Origin of the sequence: Bradyrhizobium sp. PSBB068 (genome assembly GCA_016839165.1) — a bacterium.
Classification (GTDB): Bacteria; Pseudomonadota; Alphaproteobacteria; order Rhizobiales; family Xanthobacteraceae; genus Bradyrhizobium.
Map to the genome: position 1 here is coordinate 6540018 of CP069300.1, position 16190 is coordinate 6556207.

12 protein-coding genes are annotated in these 16190 nt (G+C 65.9%); 8 read left to right on the forward strand and 4 right to left on the reverse strand.

Translation table 11 applies throughout. The features are described from left to right. The first annotated feature begins 2 nt into the window (after positions 1–2). Together modC and JQ507_30355 are read left to right on the forward strand one after the other, a co-directional pair. Positions 3–674, forward strand: coding sequence for a molybdenum ABC transporter ATP-binding protein (gene modC, locus JQ507_30350; GenBank protein QRI69133.1), 672 nt, complete (start codon positions 3–5; stop codon positions 672–674). A gap of 94 nt (positions 675–768) precedes the next feature. Further along, positions 769–1866: a hypothetical protein gene (locus JQ507_30355; protein ID QRI69134.1), complete on the forward strand. Its 1098-nt coding sequence runs from the start codon at positions 769–771 to the stop codon at positions 1864–1866. A 108-nt stretch (positions 1867–1974) separates the two neighbouring features. On the opposite strand, the gene JQ507_30360 is transcribed toward JQ507_30355, so the two are convergent. Continuing rightward, positions 1975–3768 carry a potassium/proton antiporter gene (locus JQ507_30360; protein ID QRI69135.1) on the reverse strand — a complete coding sequence of 598 codons (1794 nt, stop codon included), beginning with the start codon at positions 3766–3768 and terminating at the stop codon, positions 1975–1977. A 216-nt stretch (positions 3769–3984) separates the two neighbouring features. On the opposite strand from JQ507_30360, the gene JQ507_30365 reads away from it, so the two are divergent. Both JQ507_30365 and map read left to right on the forward strand, forming a co-directional pair. Then, positions 3985–5301 carry a mechanosensitive ion channel gene (locus tag JQ507_30365; protein ID QRI69136.1) on the forward strand — a complete coding sequence of 439 codons (1317 nt, stop codon included), beginning with the start codon at positions 3985–3987 and terminating at the stop codon, positions 5299–5301. Positions 5302–5682: 381 nt separating this feature from the next. Continuing rightward, on the forward strand, positions 5683–6507 hold the full coding sequence (gene map / locus JQ507_30370; protein ID QRI69137.1) for a type I methionyl aminopeptidase: 825 nt from the start codon (positions 5683–5685) through the stop codon (positions 6505–6507). 17 nt (positions 6508–6524) lie between these two features. Here map and JQ507_30375 read toward each other — a convergent pair whose 3' ends face one another. The 3 genes from JQ507_30375 to JQ507_30385 are packed head-to-tail and all read right to left on the reverse strand — an operon-like array spanning position 6525 to position 9174. Next, a complete protein-coding gene (locus tag JQ507_30375) occupies positions 6525–7724 on the reverse strand; it encodes an MFS transporter (protein QRI69138.1) in 1200 nt (399 codons plus the stop codon). A 49-nt stretch (positions 7725–7773) separates the two neighbouring features. Further along, on the reverse strand, positions 7774–8397 hold the full coding sequence (locus tag JQ507_30380) for a TetR/AcrR family transcriptional regulator (GenBank protein QRI69139.1): 624 nt from the start codon (positions 8395–8397) through the stop codon (positions 7774–7776). 36 nt (positions 8398–8433) lie between these two features. After that, positions 8434–9174: a DNA-3-methyladenine glycosylase I gene (locus tag JQ507_30385; protein ID QRI69140.1), complete on the reverse strand. Its 741-nt coding sequence runs from the start codon at positions 9172–9174 to the stop codon at positions 8434–8436. A 117-nt stretch (positions 9175–9291) separates the two neighbouring features. On the opposite strand from JQ507_30385, the gene radC reads away from it, so the two are divergent. The 4 genes from radC (at position 9292) to JQ507_30405 (ending at position 16052) form a co-directional block, all read left to right on the forward strand. After that, positions 9292–10005 carry a DNA repair protein RadC gene (gene radC / locus JQ507_30390; protein ID QRI69141.1) on the forward strand — a complete coding sequence of 238 codons (714 nt, stop codon included), beginning with the start codon at positions 9292–9294 and terminating at the stop codon, positions 10003–10005. A 53-nt stretch (positions 10006–10058) separates the two neighbouring features. After that, positions 10059–11420 (forward strand): prenyltransferase, encoded by a 1362-nt coding sequence (locus JQ507_30395; protein QRI69142.1) that lies wholly within the window; start codon positions 10059–10061, stop codon positions 11418–11420. A 381-nt stretch (positions 11421–11801) separates the two neighbouring features. Further along, complete coding sequence (gene glgX, locus JQ507_30400; protein ID QRI69143.1) at positions 11802–13916, forward strand: glycogen debranching protein GlgX; 2115 nt, start codon at positions 11802–11804, stop codon at positions 13914–13916. 270 nt (positions 13917–14186) lie between these two features. Beyond that, a complete protein-coding gene (locus tag JQ507_30405; GenBank protein ID QRI69144.1) occupies positions 14187–16052 on the forward strand; it encodes a sigma-54-dependent Fis family transcriptional regulator in 1866 nt (621 codons plus the stop codon). Positions 16053–16190 lie beyond the last annotated feature (138 nt).

Here is a 16190-nt window from a genome sequence, read left to right on the forward strand (position 1 = left end):
CCATGCTGCGCGTCGACATTCAAAAGCAGCTCGGCGAGTTCTCGCTCGCGGCAGCGTTCGCCAGCGAGGGCCGCGTCACCGGCTTGTTCGGCGCATCCGGCTCCGGCAAGACGTCGCTGATCAACACCATCGCGGGGCTGCTGCGTCCAGATCGCGGCACCATCATGATCGACGGCGAGACGGTCGACGATACCGCTTCCGGCATTCATGTGCCGACCTGGCGCCGCCGCATCGGCTACGTGTTCCAGGACGCGCGGCTGTTTCCGCATCTCGATATCAGGCAGAATCTCGACTACGGCCGCCGCATGAACGGCCTCACTGAAGACCCCGCGCAGCACAAGCGCGTCGTCGATTTGCTCGACATCGGCGCCCTGCTCGACCGCCGCCCCGGCAAGCTCTCCGGCGGTGAGCGGCAGCGCGTCGCGCTCGGCCGGGCGCTGCTGTCCAAGCCGCGGCTCTTGCTGCTCGACGAGCCGCTGGGTGCGCTCGACGAAAGCCGCAAGCTCGAGATCCTGCCCTATCTGGTGCGCCTGCGCGACGAGGCCGGCGTCCCGATGGTCTATGTCAGCCACGACGCGGCCGAGCTGCGCCAGCTCGCCACCCAGATCGTGATGCTGCGCCGCGGCCAGGTCACCGCGTTCGGCGGTGTTAAGGTGTTGACGGCGGGCGGGTAGCTGGCCGTTTTTCCGAAACTCGGCATAAGATAGCCCATCTTGTCTGCTAGGCCCGCGTCGGGGCATCCCGATCAGGCATGGGGAAAGGTGCATCGTGCGACTGACTGGCTGGGTATTGCTGCTGATCGGCGGGCTGCTATGCGCCACGATTTCGTGGGCAGCGCTCGGCTTCCTGCTGATGGGCATCGGCCTGATCTCGCTGCAGGTCGCCGAGCGTCGGCGACGCCGCGAGGATCGTGCCGTGCCGGCCGGGACCACAGGATTTACCCCTCCGCGTCTCAGCCCGGGGCTGCAGCCGCCCACCCTCGACCCGGTCGCCGGCCAGGACACCGGGCCCCAACGTCAGCCCCGCCGGGTGGCCTGGCCGGACAAGAAGGGGGAGGCGCCCTATGATCGGCAGGCCTGGCGCCGGCTGGTCGAAAGCGATCCCGATCTCGCCCAGATCGCCAAGGTGCTGTCCGATTACGGCCCGCAATATGTCGACGAGCTCGCGACCAGCTATCTGGCCGCGCCCGACAAGAGCCGCCTCTCGGCCATCGTCGACGGCATCATCGCGCGAGCCCGGGGCGGCCAGCCGGCCCCGCCGCCCGCGCCGGTCGAAGGATCGCGGCCACCGCCCTTGCCGCCCCGGCCGGAGCCTCAGGCGCCCGCTCCTGCCGCCAAGCCGACGGCTTCGCCGAGCAATCCTGCCGATGCGCTGGAAGCATCCCTGCTCGCCACGGTCGAGGAGGCTACCGCCAGGATCGCCGCCGAACGCGCCGGTCTCTTCAAGCCTGCCAAGGACAAGGCCAGCGACAGCCGGTCGTCGACGGCGAGCCAGCGGGAGCCGCTGTTCGGTCGTGCCCCCCGGGACGCGAAGCCCGCCGAGCCACCACCAATGCCGGCTGCACGACCGGCCATGCCGATGGAGACATCCGCCAACCTCGAAGCGTCGCCGATCGCCGCCGTCAGCGAGGCCGCCACCAGGCGGGCGGACACAACCAGCCCGGCGGCCGCGAAGACAGCGCCTGCGAAGACAGCTGCGGACAATCTCGACGAGACGCTGCTCGCAGCGCTGGCCGAGATTTCCGGCCAAAAGCTCAAGGGCGAGTCCAAGCCGGACGCCGCCTCCAAGGACCCGCCGGCCGACGACGGGCTGTCCGACATGGTCAAGAAATTCGCGCCGGATTCGAACTTCCTGCGCAAGCAGTGACGGCGACCTAAAGCGCGATAAGATTGGGTTGAATCGTCATCGCGCCTCAGTTGCTTGTTTGTGCATGATCTTGTCGGAAAACCGCTTCGCACTTTTCCGGATCATGCTCTAAACCCCCGCCACCGACGCCCAGATGTCGGCGAGCTTACGCCGCACGGTCTGCATCCGCGTCTGCGGCACGACCACCTCATCCTCCTCCGGCAGGCGCAGGCCGACGACGTTGACGCGGCCGCCGCTGATGCTGCGCGCCACCAGCACGATCTCATCGAGCGCAAGCTCGGCCCCTTCCTTCGGCGCGCGGTCGAGATTGATGTCGAAATAATCCGCGAGCGTCAGCTTGGCGGCGTTCTCGTCGACCTTGACACCGTAGATCTCGGCGAGCTCGCCGAGCGTATGCTCACCCGACACCATGAAGTCGCCGAGCAGATGCGGATCGGGCGCACTCGACGGCGCCATGTCGACGAAGAAGCGGTCGAGCGCCTCGGCGCGCTCCGGCGGCGCCAGCAGATAGATGTAGTCGCCGGGCGCGACCGGATCGGCCTCGACGGGCGTCAGGATGCGTTCCTCGCGGATCACCAGCGTCGGCTTCGACCAGGATGGGATCAGCCCGCGACGGAAATACAGGCTCTTCGGCCGCACCGGATAGCCGACCAATTGCTGCTCGAGCTGGCCGGGCAGATCCAGTTCGACGCGGCGCGGGCCGCGTTCGGCGCGCGGCAGCGCGACATGCAGACGGCGCGCCGCCGGCGCCAGGGTCCAGCCCTGCAACAATAGCGAGATGATGACGACGACGAAGGCGACGTCGAAATACAGATAGGCCTTCGACAGGCCGACCAGCATCGGGATCGAGGCGAGGAAGATCGCGACCGCGCCGCGCAGGCCGGTCCAGGCGATGAAGACCTTCTCGCGCCAATTGAACTTGAACGGCGCGAGGCAGATCAGAACCGCCAGCGGGCGCGCCACCAGCATCAGCGCGAATGCCACCAGCACCGCGCCGCCGGCGCTGGAGAGCAGGCGATGCGGCGACACCAAGAGGCCCAGCAGCACGAACATCACGATCTGGGCCAGCCAGGTCGCGGCGTCGAGGAAGGTCACCACCGAATTATGCGCGCGCGTCGGCCGATTGCCGATGATGATACCGGCGAGGTAGACCGCGAGGAATCCGGAGGCATGCACGATCTGCGAGCCGCCAAAGATCACCAGCGCCGCCGTGGTGACGAACGGCGCATGCAGGCCCTGCGGCAGCGCCACATAGTTTAGTGCGATCACCACCAGCCGGCCGCCGATCACCCCGATGATGGCGCCGAACACGGCCTCCTGGATGAACTCCATCGCGATGTGCGACGCCGAGCTCTGGCCGACCGAAATGAACTCGACCAGCATCAAGGTGAGGAAGATCGCAAACGGATCGTTGGTGCCGGATTCCGCTTCCAGGGTGGCGCCGACGCGGGGGCGCAGCCGCAGGCCCTGGGTATGCACCAGGAGGAACACCGCCGCGGCGTCGGTCGAAGCCACGACGGCGCCGACCAAGAGCGACTCGGTCCAGTTGAGGTCGAGCACATAGCGGGCGACCGGCGCCGTGATCAGCGCGGTCAGCAGCACGCCGGCGGTCGCCAGCATCATCGAGGGCGCCAGCACGGTGCGAATGCTGGCAAACCGCGTCTTCAACCCGCCGTCGAACAGGATCAGCGCCAGCGCCACCGAGCCGACCAGATAGGTGGTTCGGACGTCGTCGAACTGGAGATGGCCCGGCCCGGCATCGCCCGCCAGCATGCCGACCAGCAAGAACACCAGCAGCAGGGGGGCGCCGAACCGCAACGCCAGCAGGCTGGACAGGATGCCGGCCATCACCAGCACCGCGCCGAGCAGGATCGCTATACTGACGGAGTCGAGGGATGCCATGCGCCTTCGGAAGTCTCAAATACTTGCAATTGCATCCTTATCGTCGCCACACTGGGACGCCAACCGATTTCTGCCGTCAGCGGCAATCCGCCCGCCTTGCCCTAGGTCACCCCGACACTGTGGTGTATCGATGGTCGGGTGAGCGCCGTTGCGGGATTCTCCCCTCGCATTCGAATCACATTTGCCTGACCCGCGCTTCAAGTTGAGACTTTGCCGATGGACATGAGCTGGAAGGACATCCTGGAATCGATCCAATTGGCGGCGCGCTCGGTCGGCGCCGAGGTCGCCTCGCCGTGGTTCTATCTGCAGTTCGGCATCATCCTCGCCGCCGCTGGCCTCGCCTATGCCGCCGATACCGCCATTCATGCGCGGGTCAACATGGCGACACTGGCGAGCCGCTGGCCGCTGCCGCTCCGGCACTTCGCCCGCGTGATGGTATCGAGCGCCTCGACGGCGGTGTTCGCGGTGTTGATGGTGATCTCGCGCATCGTGATGTGGCACGCGACCTGGCCGAGCCGCAGCTATCTGATCGCGGTTTCCGCCAAGCTGGCGCTGGCCTGGCTCGTGATCCGCCTCGTGACCTCGGTGATCGACAATGCCTTCATCGTCAAACTGGTCTCGATCGCGGCCTGGGTGGTCGCCGCGCTCAGCATCGTCGGCCAGCTCGACTGGGCGGCCGATACGCTGGATTCGTTCGCCGTCGTGGTCGGCGGCCTGCGCCTGACGCCACTGCTGCTGATCAAGGCCGGCGCGCTGCTGATCGTGGCACTGTGGCTGAGCAATATCGCCAGCAATTTCATCGACGGCCAGATCACGCGCTCGACCGACCTGACCCCGTCGATCCAGGTGTTGCTGGTCAAGATCATTCGCATCGGCCTGATGGTGATCGCGGTCGCCATTGCGTTGAGCGCGGTCGGCATCAACCTGTCGGCGCTTGCGGTGCTGTCCGGCGCGGTCGGCGTCGGCATCGGTTTCGGCCTGCAGAAGATCGTCGCCAACTTCATCTCGGGCATCATTCTGCTGGTCGACAAATCGGTGAAGCCGGGCGACCTCGTCACCATCGGCGACAGCCAGGGCCGTATCAGTGCGATGAAGACCCGCTACATCTCGGTCGCCGCCGGCGACGGCCGCGAGTTCCTGATCCCGAACGAGGACCTGGTGACACAGAAGGTCACCAACTGGACCTACACCGACAAGAATACGCTGGTGAAGATCGCCTTCGCCGCCAACTACGACGCCGATCCGAGGCTGGTCTGCAAGCTCGCGATCGATACCGCGACGGCCCACGCCCGAGCGCTCAAGGGCAAGCCGCCGAACTGCATCCTGACCGAATTCGCCGAACTCGGCATGAAGTTCTCGCTGACCTTCTGGATCGCCGATCCCGATGGCATGGACGGTGTGAAGAGCGACGTCATGCTGTCGCTGTGGGACGCCTTCAAGCAACAAGGCATCAAGGTGCCCTACCCGGTGCGGGAACTCCGCATCCGCGGCGGCGCGCTGCCGGTCGAGAGCGTGGTCGAGGTCTCCAGTTAAAGCTCGGCAAGAGCCGAGCTGGAACGGCGTCGGAAGTTCACCTCTCCCTTTGGGAGAGGTCGATTTGCGAAGCAAATCGGGTGAGGGGTTGCGGCCTAACGAGAGAGCAGGTGCCCTCACCCGGATTGCTTCGCAATCCGACCTCTCCCTGACGGGGAGAGGTGAACCGAGGCCACGCCAAGCCGATTCAGCTAGACTCATCGCGCTTTGGCGGTTCAAGTGTGGCTTGTTTTGGGATGGCGGCCGCCGCCGTTCCGGTTCAAGCTGGGAAATCAAGCCGTTTCGACATTGTCCCCATGCCCAAGCTTGGCTTGCGCCGGGCGCGCCGATCATTAAATTAGAGCCTGAAATCAGCCTCTTGCCCGCAGAAACATCCCGCCCATGAGCTATATCGACGCCACCGACACCTCGCTTCGCAAGACCGGACAGATCAAGCTGCACGGACCGAGCGGCTTTGCCGGCATGCGCAAGGCGGGTGCGCTGGTGTCGAAATGCCTCGATGCGCTGACCGACATCGTCAAGCCGGGCGTTCCGACCTCCGAGATCGACGAGTTCGTCCGCAAGTTCGCCTTCGACCACGGCGCCTATCCGGCGACGCTGATGTATCGCGGCTATCGCTACTCGACCTGCACCTCGATCAATCATGTGGTCTGCCACGGCATGCCGGGCGACCGCCCGCTGAAGGAAGGCGACATCGTCAATGTCGACGTCACCTTCATCGTCGACGGCTGGTACGGCGACTCGAGCCGCATGTATGCGATCGGCGCGATCGCGCGGAAGGCGGAGCGGCTGATCGAGGTGACCTATGAAGCGATGATGCGCGGCATCGCCGCGGTGAAGCCCGGCGCCACGACAGGCGATATCGGCCACGCCATCCAGAGCTTCGTCGAACCGCAGGGCATGAGCGTGGTGCGCGACTTCTGCGGCCATGGCCTCGGCCGCCTGTTCCACGACGAGCCGAACATCATCCATATCGGCCGCCCCGGCGAAGGCGCGCCGCTGAAGCCCGGCATGTTCTTCACCATCGAGCCGATGATCAATCTCGGCAAGCCGCATGTGAAGATCCTGTCCGACGGCTGGACCGCGGTGACCCGCGACCGCTCGCTGTCAGCCCAGTTCGAGCACTCGGTCGGCGTCACCGCCGACGGCGTCGAGATCTTCACGCTGTCCGAACGCCATGGCGAGAAGCCGTGGGTTCAGGTGTAACGGCCACGCTTCGCATCTCAGTCACGCTCCGTCGCAAGATAGATCAGCGCGCATAACGGCAGAGTAGCGCCGATCGCGGTCGCGAGCATCCAGCCGCCCACGGCATAGGCCCAGGCGCCGACCGCCGAGCCCGCCGCACCGGCGAGGAAGAACGTCGCCATATAGAGTCCGTTGAGCCGGCTGCGCGCTTCGGCGCCCAGCACGAACAGCGACCGGAAGCCGAGCACGACGTTGGCCTGCACGCCGAAATCGATCGCGATCGCGCCGGCAACGAACAAGGCCAGCGAGAGCGTCGAACCCGGCCGACCGAGCGAAGTGAGCAGGAAGCCGCCGCTGGTCAGCAACATCGCCCCTGCCGTCGCCGGACGGGTCCAGCCGCGATCCGCGACGCGTCCCGCGATCGGCGCGGCCACGGCGCCGGCGACACCCAGAAGCGCGAAGATCGCGATGCCGGATTGCGACAGGCGATAGGCGGGGCCGGCAAGGACCAGCGGCACCGTGGTCCAGAACAAGCTGAAGACGCCGAACAGGCTGGCCTGATAGAGCGCGCGCCGCCGCAGCGCCGGGGTATTGCGGACGAGGTGCACCATCGAGCTCAGCAACGTGCGATAGCCGAGCCTGGTGCGCGGAACGCGCGGCGGCAAAGTCCTGCGCAGCAGCAACGCGAGCAGCACCATCAGCGCCGACGACATCCAGTAGACCACGTGCCAGGACGACGCCGAGGCGATGAAGCTCGACGCCGGTCGGGACAGCATGACGCCGATCATCAACCCGCTCGTGACGTTGCCGACCACTTGCCCCCTGATGCGCTCGGGCGCGAGATGGCCCGCATAGGGAATCAGGATCTGCACGGCGACCGAAGAGAAACCGACCGACAGCGCCGCGGCGAAGAACTGCAACGGATGCCGCGAAAGCGCCGCCGCGGCCAACGCGACCGCTGCGACCGCGATCGTGGTCGTGACCAGCCGGCGGTTTTCGATCAGATCGCCGAGCGGCACGATCAGCAGCAATCCCGCGCCGTAGCCTAGCTGCGTCATGGTCACGAGCAGGCCGGCATGCTCCGGCTGCAGACCAAGCTCGGTCGCGATCGGTCCGGCCAGCGGCTGGGCGTAGTAGATGTTGGCAACCACCAGCCCGCAGGACAGCGCCAGCAGGAAGGTGAGCCAGGTCGAGACCGAATCCGGCTCGGGCCGGGTATCGGATGTGATCGTCGTCATGGGGTCTCCAATTTGGGAATATTCATTTCCTAAATAGCCAAACCAAAAATCACCCGACCAGTCGCATCGCGACCTCGACCGCAGCCGGCGTATCCGCCGGCGCACGACCGGAGCGTCCGACGACGCGCAGGCCCTGGGTGAGACACACCATCATGCGCGCCGTGTCCTCCGCATCGATGCCGTCCACGATCGATCCGTCCGCCTGCCCTTGCCGGATCAGGTCAGCCAGGAACGCCTCGTTGCGCGCCAATGTCGCGCCGACCCGCACGGCGACTTCGCGGTCCGCGATGGCCAGTTCGACGGCGCTGCCGACAATCATGCAGCCGCGCCGTCCCTCGATCCCTTTCGCCGACTCGACATAAAAGCCGAGCACGGCGCGCAGCCGCTCGCGTGCCGATCCCTGCGTTCGGGCAACCGACGCAATCTGCTCGTTGCGCAGGCGCATGTAGCGATCGAGTGCGGCCAGGAATACCGCCCGCTTGTCCTTGAACGCCTTGTAGATGCTGCCGGAGGCCAGCCCCATCCCCGCCGCCAGATCCTCGATCGAGGTGGCGTTGTAGCCGTGTTCGCGAAACACCCGGATCGCCTTGTCGAGCGCGACGTCGACGTCGAATTCCCGCGGCCGCCCGCGTGGGCGCCGCGCCTGCTCCGACAATCTGGCCATCGTCCTCATGCTCCCATTTAGGAAAAGATCATTCCCTAAATCAATTCACATCTTTGTGCGCTGCAAGATCAATAATCGCCGCGTGCGCCGCTCGATCTCCTCGGGCGTGTGGTTGTCGCCGATCGACATCGCGCAGATCCGCGACAGGTGCAGATAGGGCAACCCGGTCTCTTCCGCCCAGGCGTTGAACTGCGCCTGCACCTTGGCAAGATCGCGCTTCGACTTGACCTCCTCGGCAATATCCACGCCTGCATCGCGCAGGCAGGCCGCGACGTCGCGCGAGGTGACAAAACCGTCCCAGCCGAGGAAACGCAGCAGCATCTGCCCGGTGTTGCCGCCGAGCCGGCTGCCGCGCTTGGCGAGCAGCTCCAGCAGCCCGATCTCGTTCGATGACGGCCATGCGCTAAGGAACCTGCCGAAGCTGCCGTGCTCGCGCGCGATCTCCTGCACGAAGCGGCCATTGTCGCGCACCGACATGATCTTGGCGCCGTTGCGCACGATCCTGGCGTCGCTCGTGAGCTTCTCCCAGAATTCATCGGGCCTGAAGGCGAGCTTGGTCGGCTGGAAGCCGAAGAAGGCTTCCTCGAAGCCCGGCCATTTGGCGTCGATCACGCTCCAGGCAAAACCCGCGCAGAACACGCGTCTGGTCATTTCAGCCAGCACGCGGTCGTCGCCGAGCTTGGCCAGTGCCTTGGCGCCCGCCGGCGGGTGCAGCAGCTTCTCCAGCGCCTTCGGTCCGCCCTTGCGCTTTTCGGCACGCGCGCGGATCACCTTGAATGACGTCACGCCGCCCTCCTCCTTTCGATCTCGCTGCAGGCAACGGTAATTCGCTCGCCGCGCGGTGGCAAATCTCGACAGCATCAGCCCTTGCAAAACGCGGCAGGCACGGCAAGGTTGTGGCCGATGCCCGCCAAGCCCGATGCCAGCACCGGAGAGCCCGACGAGACGCCGCACTATCACGGCCACCGCGAACGGCTGCGCGAGCGCTTCTACGCGGCGGGGCCCGACGCGCTGACCGACTATGAGCTCTTGGAGATGGCGCTGTTCGCCGCCATCCCACGCCGCGACACCAAGCCCTTGGCCAAGGCGCTGCTGAAGAAATTCGGCTCGTTCGCCGAGGTGGTGCACGCGCCGGTGGCGCGGCTGCGCGAGGTCGAGGGCGTCAAGGATGCCTCGATCAACCAGCTCAAGCTGCTCGCCGCCGCCGCCGGGCGGATCGCCAAGGGCGAGATCAAGCGCAGCATCGCGCTGTCGTCGTGGAACGACGTGATCGCCTATTGCCGCACCAGCATGGCGTTCGCCGACAAGGAGCAGTTCCGCCTGCTGTTCCTCGACAAGCGCAACCAGCTGATCGCCGACGAGGTGCAGCAGACCGGCACCGTCGATCACACCCCGGTCTATCCGCGCGAGGTGATCAAGCGCGCGCTGGAATTGTCCGCGACCGCGCTGATCCTGGTGCACAACCATCCCTCCGGCGATCCGACGCCGTCGCAGGCCGACATCCAGATGACGAAAGCGATCGTCGACATCGCCAAGCCGCTCGGGATCGCCGTGCATGACCACATCATCGTCGGCAAGAACGGGCATACCAGCTTCAAGGGCATGAAATTGATGTAGTCTTGCGGCGTTGAGATACGTCACACACCGGGGCGCCTCCACGGAGACAGATGATGTCGAAAGGTCCCAGCGCGGCTCTCACTTCCGACGAGATTGGTGCGATGGCACGCGACGCCATCGCAGAGGGACAGGCGGACCGCAAGCAGGCGGCATCGCAGAAAATTCAACCGCTGCGAGAGGCCCAGCGTCACCAGCCGGAGGCGGCGATGGCGCTGGTATGGATTGTCGACCAGCACAGCCTCGCAAGGGACGAGGCGGCAGGTCTGCTGCTGGAGATCGCGGATGCCCATGATGACGATATCGGTGTCCTCTCGGCGCTTGGACAATGCCTCGAAGCGGTGCGCGACATCGACGATCTGAACGCGCCGCCGCCGGACCACCCGATCTTCCGGACCATGGTCGAGAAGCTGGGCCGCCTGGCGAAGCTCCATGAGGGGCCGCGTGAACAGGAATGGATCCTGCGCGGGCTCGCCACGGCCGCGCGAATGATGGCGCGCCAGAACGATGCAATCGCCGAGCATTGTCTTCGCAAGCTGGTCGAAATCGATCCGCGCAAGAGCCCGCCGCACTACAATCTGGGCCTCTTCTACAAGACACGCGGCAGGTTCGCGGAAGGCGTGGCGGCCAACCAGGCCGCCGCAAGCCTGTCGCAAGAGGTGATCGACAGCCACCAGTGGAATCTCGGGATCTGCGCTACGGGCGCCGGGAACGCGGAGATCGCTATGGATGTGTGGAAGCGGATGGGCCAGAAAATCGAGCCTGGACGATTCGGGTTGCCAGAAGGCGGATATCCGGCCTGCAAGGTGAAGCTCGCCGAGCGGCCGCTTGCCGAGCGGGCCGCGGACTCAGACGATCCGGGCCAGGAGGAAACGGTGTGGATCGAACGGCTGAGTCCGTGCCACGGCATCATCCGCAGCGTGCTGTACGGCAAGCTCGGCGTCGACTATGGCGATGTCATCCTGACGGATGGCGCCCCGATTACGCATCACACCTATGGCGAGCAGCAGATCCCGGTCTTCCCGCATCTCGCGACGCTGCTGCGTCGAAACTACCGGTTCTTCGATTTCGCCGGCACGCAGGAGACCGCACGGCAATTGGCCGACATCACCGACGAGCTGGACGGGGACGCCGTGATCTATTCGCACTCGGAGGGCTTCAAGATCATGTGCGCGAATTGCTGGCGCAACCCGGATATCGATCACGCCGATCACGAGCAAATGGAGACGCACGTCGTCGTCGGCCGCATTGCCGCGCCTCCCGACATCGCGCCTGCGCGACTTTTGCACCTGATCGACACCGCCATCGAGAAGCGGGCAACCTGCCAGCTCTACGCGCCCGATCTTTGCGCGGCGGCCGGACAAGCGGCGCGCGAGCGGATCGACCGACGCCGGTTTGCGCTGTTGGCGAACAATTAGGCACGCCGCGGTCCTGGTGAATGCCGGACGACGGTGAAACAGCTTGTTCGGCGTCACCACCTGCGCATGCGGGCGATCCGGTATTCCAGAGGCGCCAGTGCTTGAGGGGAGAGGACGTGGCTGCTCCCGTCATTCCGGGGCATCGCAAAGCGATGAGCCCGGAATCCATTGGGCCGCAAACCAAACGGTGGAATGGATTCCGGGCTCGACGCTGCGCGTCGCCCCGGAATGACGATGGAGAGAACGATCGCGCCGACACGCCGAGCATCCCCCCACGTCATACAGCCATCGGCTCTTCCCGCTAACATCGCCCATGCAACGTTTTCCGCGCGGCGGCGTTTGTTGCAGGTTGATTTGTCAGCTCCAGACTTTGGGGGACCGATGTCCGACTATGTCATTGAGGAAGGACTACCCTACCCGTTGGGCGCCCATTGGAGTGGCCACGGCACCAACTTTGCGGTGTTCTCCGCCAACGCCACCAAGGTCGAGGTCTGCCTGTTCGACGGTGAGCGTGAGACGCACCGCTTCGAGCTGCCCGAATATACCGACCAGGTGTTTCACGGCTTCATCAACGGCGTGCAACCGGGCACGTACTACGGCTATCGCGTCTACGGCCCGTACCAGCCCGACGGTGGCCACCGCTTCAATCCGAACAAGCTGCTGCTCGATCCCTACGCCTGCGCCCATGCCGGCGGGCTCACCTGGAATCCGGCCGTGTTCGGCTACAAGATGGAGACCGGCGACGACTTGACCTTCGACGAGCGCGACAGCGCCCCGTTCATGCCGAAATGCGTGGTGGTCGACCCCAATTTCGACTGGGTGCAGGAGGCCCAGCGCCAGGACGTGCATTGGGACGAAACCGTGGTCTACGAGACCCACGTCAAGGGTTTTACCAGGCAGCATCCGGGCGTCCCCGAAAACCTGCGCGGCACCTATGCCGGCTTCGGCTCGGACGCCGCGATCGATCACCTGAAGGCGCTCGGCATCACCTCGGTCGAGCTGCTGCCGGTGCATTCCTTCATCAACGACAGCAACCTGCTGGACAAGCACCTCACCAACTACTGGGGCTACAACACGATCGGCTTCTTCGCGCCGGACCCGCGCTACGCCGCCGACGTCGCCAACAGCCTGCGCGAATTCAAGGAGATGGTGTCGCGGCTGCATGGCGCCGGGCTCGAGGTGATTCTCGATGTGGTCTACAACCACACCGCCGAAGGCAATGAACGCGGCCCGACGCTGTCGTTCAAGGGCATCGACAATGCGAGCTATTATCGCCTGCTGCCCGACAAGCGGCGCTACTACATCAACGACACCGGCACCGGCAACACGGTAAACCTGTCGCATCCGCGGGTGATCCAGCTGGTGATGGACAGCCTGCGCTACTGGGCCGGCCACATGCATGTCGACGGCTTCCGCTTCGACCTCGGCACCATCCTTGCGCGCGAGGTCTACGGCTTCGACGAGCAGTCCGGCTTCCTGAAGGCTGTCAACCAGGACCCGCTGCTCGCCACCGTCAAGCTGATCGCCGAGCCCTGGGACTGCGGCCCCGGCGGCTACCAGGTCGGCGGCTTCCCGCCGGGCTGGGCAGAGTGGAACGACAAATACCGCAACACCGTGCGCGACTTCTGGCGCGCGGAGGCAACACCGGCCGCGCTGGCGCCGCGGCTGCTCGGCTCGCATGACGTGTTCAACCGCGAAGGCCGCCGCACCTGGGCCAGCGTCAACTTCGTCACCGCCCATGACGGCTTCACGCTGAACGACTGGGCGAGCTACGACGCCAAGCACAATGAGGCCAACGGCGAGCACAACAACGACGGCTCGTCGGACAACCACTCCTGGAATTGCGGCGCCGAGGGCCCGACTGATAACCCCGAGATCCGGACTTTACGCGAACGCCAGAAGCGCAACATGCTGGCGACGCTGCTCGCCTCGCAGGGCACGCCGATGCTGCTCGGCGGCGACGAGTTCGGCCGCACCCAGCGCGGCAACAACAACGCTTATTGCCAGGACAACGACATCTCCTGGCTCGACTGGAATTTCTCCGACGACGCCGAAAAGCTGCTCGCCTTCACCAAACGAATGATCAAACTGCGGCGCGACTATCCGATCCTGCGCCGGAGCCGCTTCCTCTCCGGCGATCGCGATCCGCAGCTCGAGATCCGCGATGTGGTCTGGATCAACGCCTCGGGCGCCGAGATGTCGCAAGGCGACTGGACCACCGGCTGGATCAAGTGCTTCGGCGTCGTGCTCGACGGCCGCGCCCGCAAGACCGCGATCGCCCGCCAGGGCGAGGACGACACCGTGCTCGTCATCCTCAACAGCTATGAAGGCGAGGTCGACTTCAAGCTGCCGCCGACCACGGCAGGCCCGCATTGGTCGCTGCTGCTCGACACCAATGCGCCGGAGCAAGCCGCGGGTGCGCAGTTCGCGTTCGAGAGCACCTACAAGGCGGCCGGGCGTTCGTTCGTCCTGCTGACGGCCGGCGAGGTGAAGTAGGGACGGGCGCAACTGCCCACCCTCGTCATTCCGGGGCTCGCGAAGCGAGAGCCCGGAATCCATTCATCGGCAGAATCGGCGGCCCGATGGATTCCGGGCTCGTGCTGAGCCTGTCATCGGGCGCGCGTTCGCGCGACCCGTTGGCACGCCCCGGAATGACGGAAGGAGCACGTCTCCCCAAAGGGCCCCCTCCCCGCGACCCCGGCGGCCAATTGACATTCGCTCGCCGAGTGCCAGACTTCGCGGAAAATTAGGGGTGGAGACCGCTGGATGGCCAATCTTTCGGCCTCAAATCATGTCGCCCGTGTCTTGTCAGCGGCCAACCAGGTGGCCGGCGTCGATACCGAGGCGCGGATTGCGGCGTCCTGGCGGCGCTGCGTGGTCAATCACAACCTCGATCCGGCGCGGCGCGGGCCGCCGCAGACCCTGACCGAAGCCGAGGTCCGGCACATTGCCGAGCCGATGGAGGATTTGATCCAGGTCGCGATCCCGGAACTCGAGGATCTTGCCCGCGTGCTCCATGACGCCGGCTACTGCGTCAACCTCGCCGACCCCAACGCCACCATGCTGGTGAGCCGCCTGCCCGGAGGCGACTACGACCGGATGTTCCTGGAATGGAAGATCTACACCGGCTCGAACTTCGCCGAGACCTTCGAGGGCACCAACGGGCTCGGCACCGCGCTCGCCGAGCAGCGGCCGATCATCGTGCATGGCGACGAGCATTTTCGCGAGCAGTGGCACATGTTCACCTGCGCGGTGTCGCCGCTGTTCGATCATGCGGGCCGGCTCGCCGGCGCCGTCAACATCTCCTCATGCCGCAGCGATCTCGGCCGCAGCGCGCATGAACTGGCGCTCGCCGTCACCACGGAAGCGACGCGGCGGATCGAGCAGTCGTTCTTCCGCCGGCGCTACCGCGCCTCCTGGATCGCAACCCTGCCCGACGACGGGCATGGCATGCTGGCCTATGACGACGACCGCCGCGTGGTCGGCGCCTGCCGCACCGCGCGCGGCATGTTCGGCCTGACCGACGCGATGATCGACGACGGCATCGACCTGTCGCATCTGATTCAACTGGACGACCGCGCGACACGCGCCGCGGATGATCCGGTCACGCTGCGCCGGGCCGACGGCACGCCCTGGGGCCGCGGCCGCCTCGCACCGCCGGTACGCGTACGCTCGCCGCGTCCGATGCCTGCACCGCCGCGCCAACAACCGGCCGGACAGTTCAGCGGCCTGCACCGGCTGGCCGGCCGCGATCCCGTGCTGATGAAGGGTGTGAAGCGGCTGATGACGGTCGGCAATCTCGATCTGCCGATCCTGCTGCATGGCGAGACCGGCGCCGGCAAGGACGTGTTCGCGCGCGCCATCCACGCGGCCAGCAATCGCGCGGCCCGCAACTATGTCGCGCTGAACTGCGCGGCGATGCCGGAGAGCCTGATCGACGCCGAGCTGTTCGGCTACGAGGCCGGCGCGTTCACCGGCGCGCGGCGCGAGGGATCGAGGGGGCTGATCGTGCAGGCCAGCGGCGGCACGCTGTTCCTCGACGAGATCGGCGACATGCCGCTGACGCTGCAGACGCGGCTGCTGCGCGTGCTGGAGAACCGCGAGGTCTGGCCGCTCGGCGCGCTGAAGCCTGTCCCGGTCGACATCCGCCTGATCAGCGCCACGCACCGTGACCTGGCGCGGATGGCCGAGGACGGCAGCTTCCGCTCCGACCTGTATTACCGGCTGCGCGGCATGGAGATCCGCCTGCCCGCCTTGCGTGAGCGCGCGGATCGGCGCGAGGTGATCGCACAGATCGCCGACGAGGAAGCCCCACACTGCCGCATCGCGCCAGATGCATGGGCGCAACTGATGGCCTATCCCTTCCCCGGCAACATGCGCCAGCTTCGCCACGTGCTGCGGCTCGCCGGCGCGACCTCCGAGGACGGCGTCATCACCGAGGCCGATCTCGATCTGCCGTCTTTCGCCGCGCGCGACGTGACCGCCGATCATACCGCGGCCGAGCGCGCCGCGATTGTCGAGGCGTTACGCACCAATGGCGGCCGCGTGACGGAAACGGCGAAAGCGCTCAAGCTCAGCCGCGCGACACTGTACCGGAAGATCAAGGCGCTGAAGATCGCGCTGGACGGTTAAAGCGGGATGAGATTTGGTTGAATCGTCATCGCGCTTTAGCCCTTTGTCTGAGCATGATCTTTTCGGAAAACCGCTTCGCACTTTTCCGGATCATGCTTTAGATGACGGCTCGTTGCCGCGGCATGTTTCGACATGGCA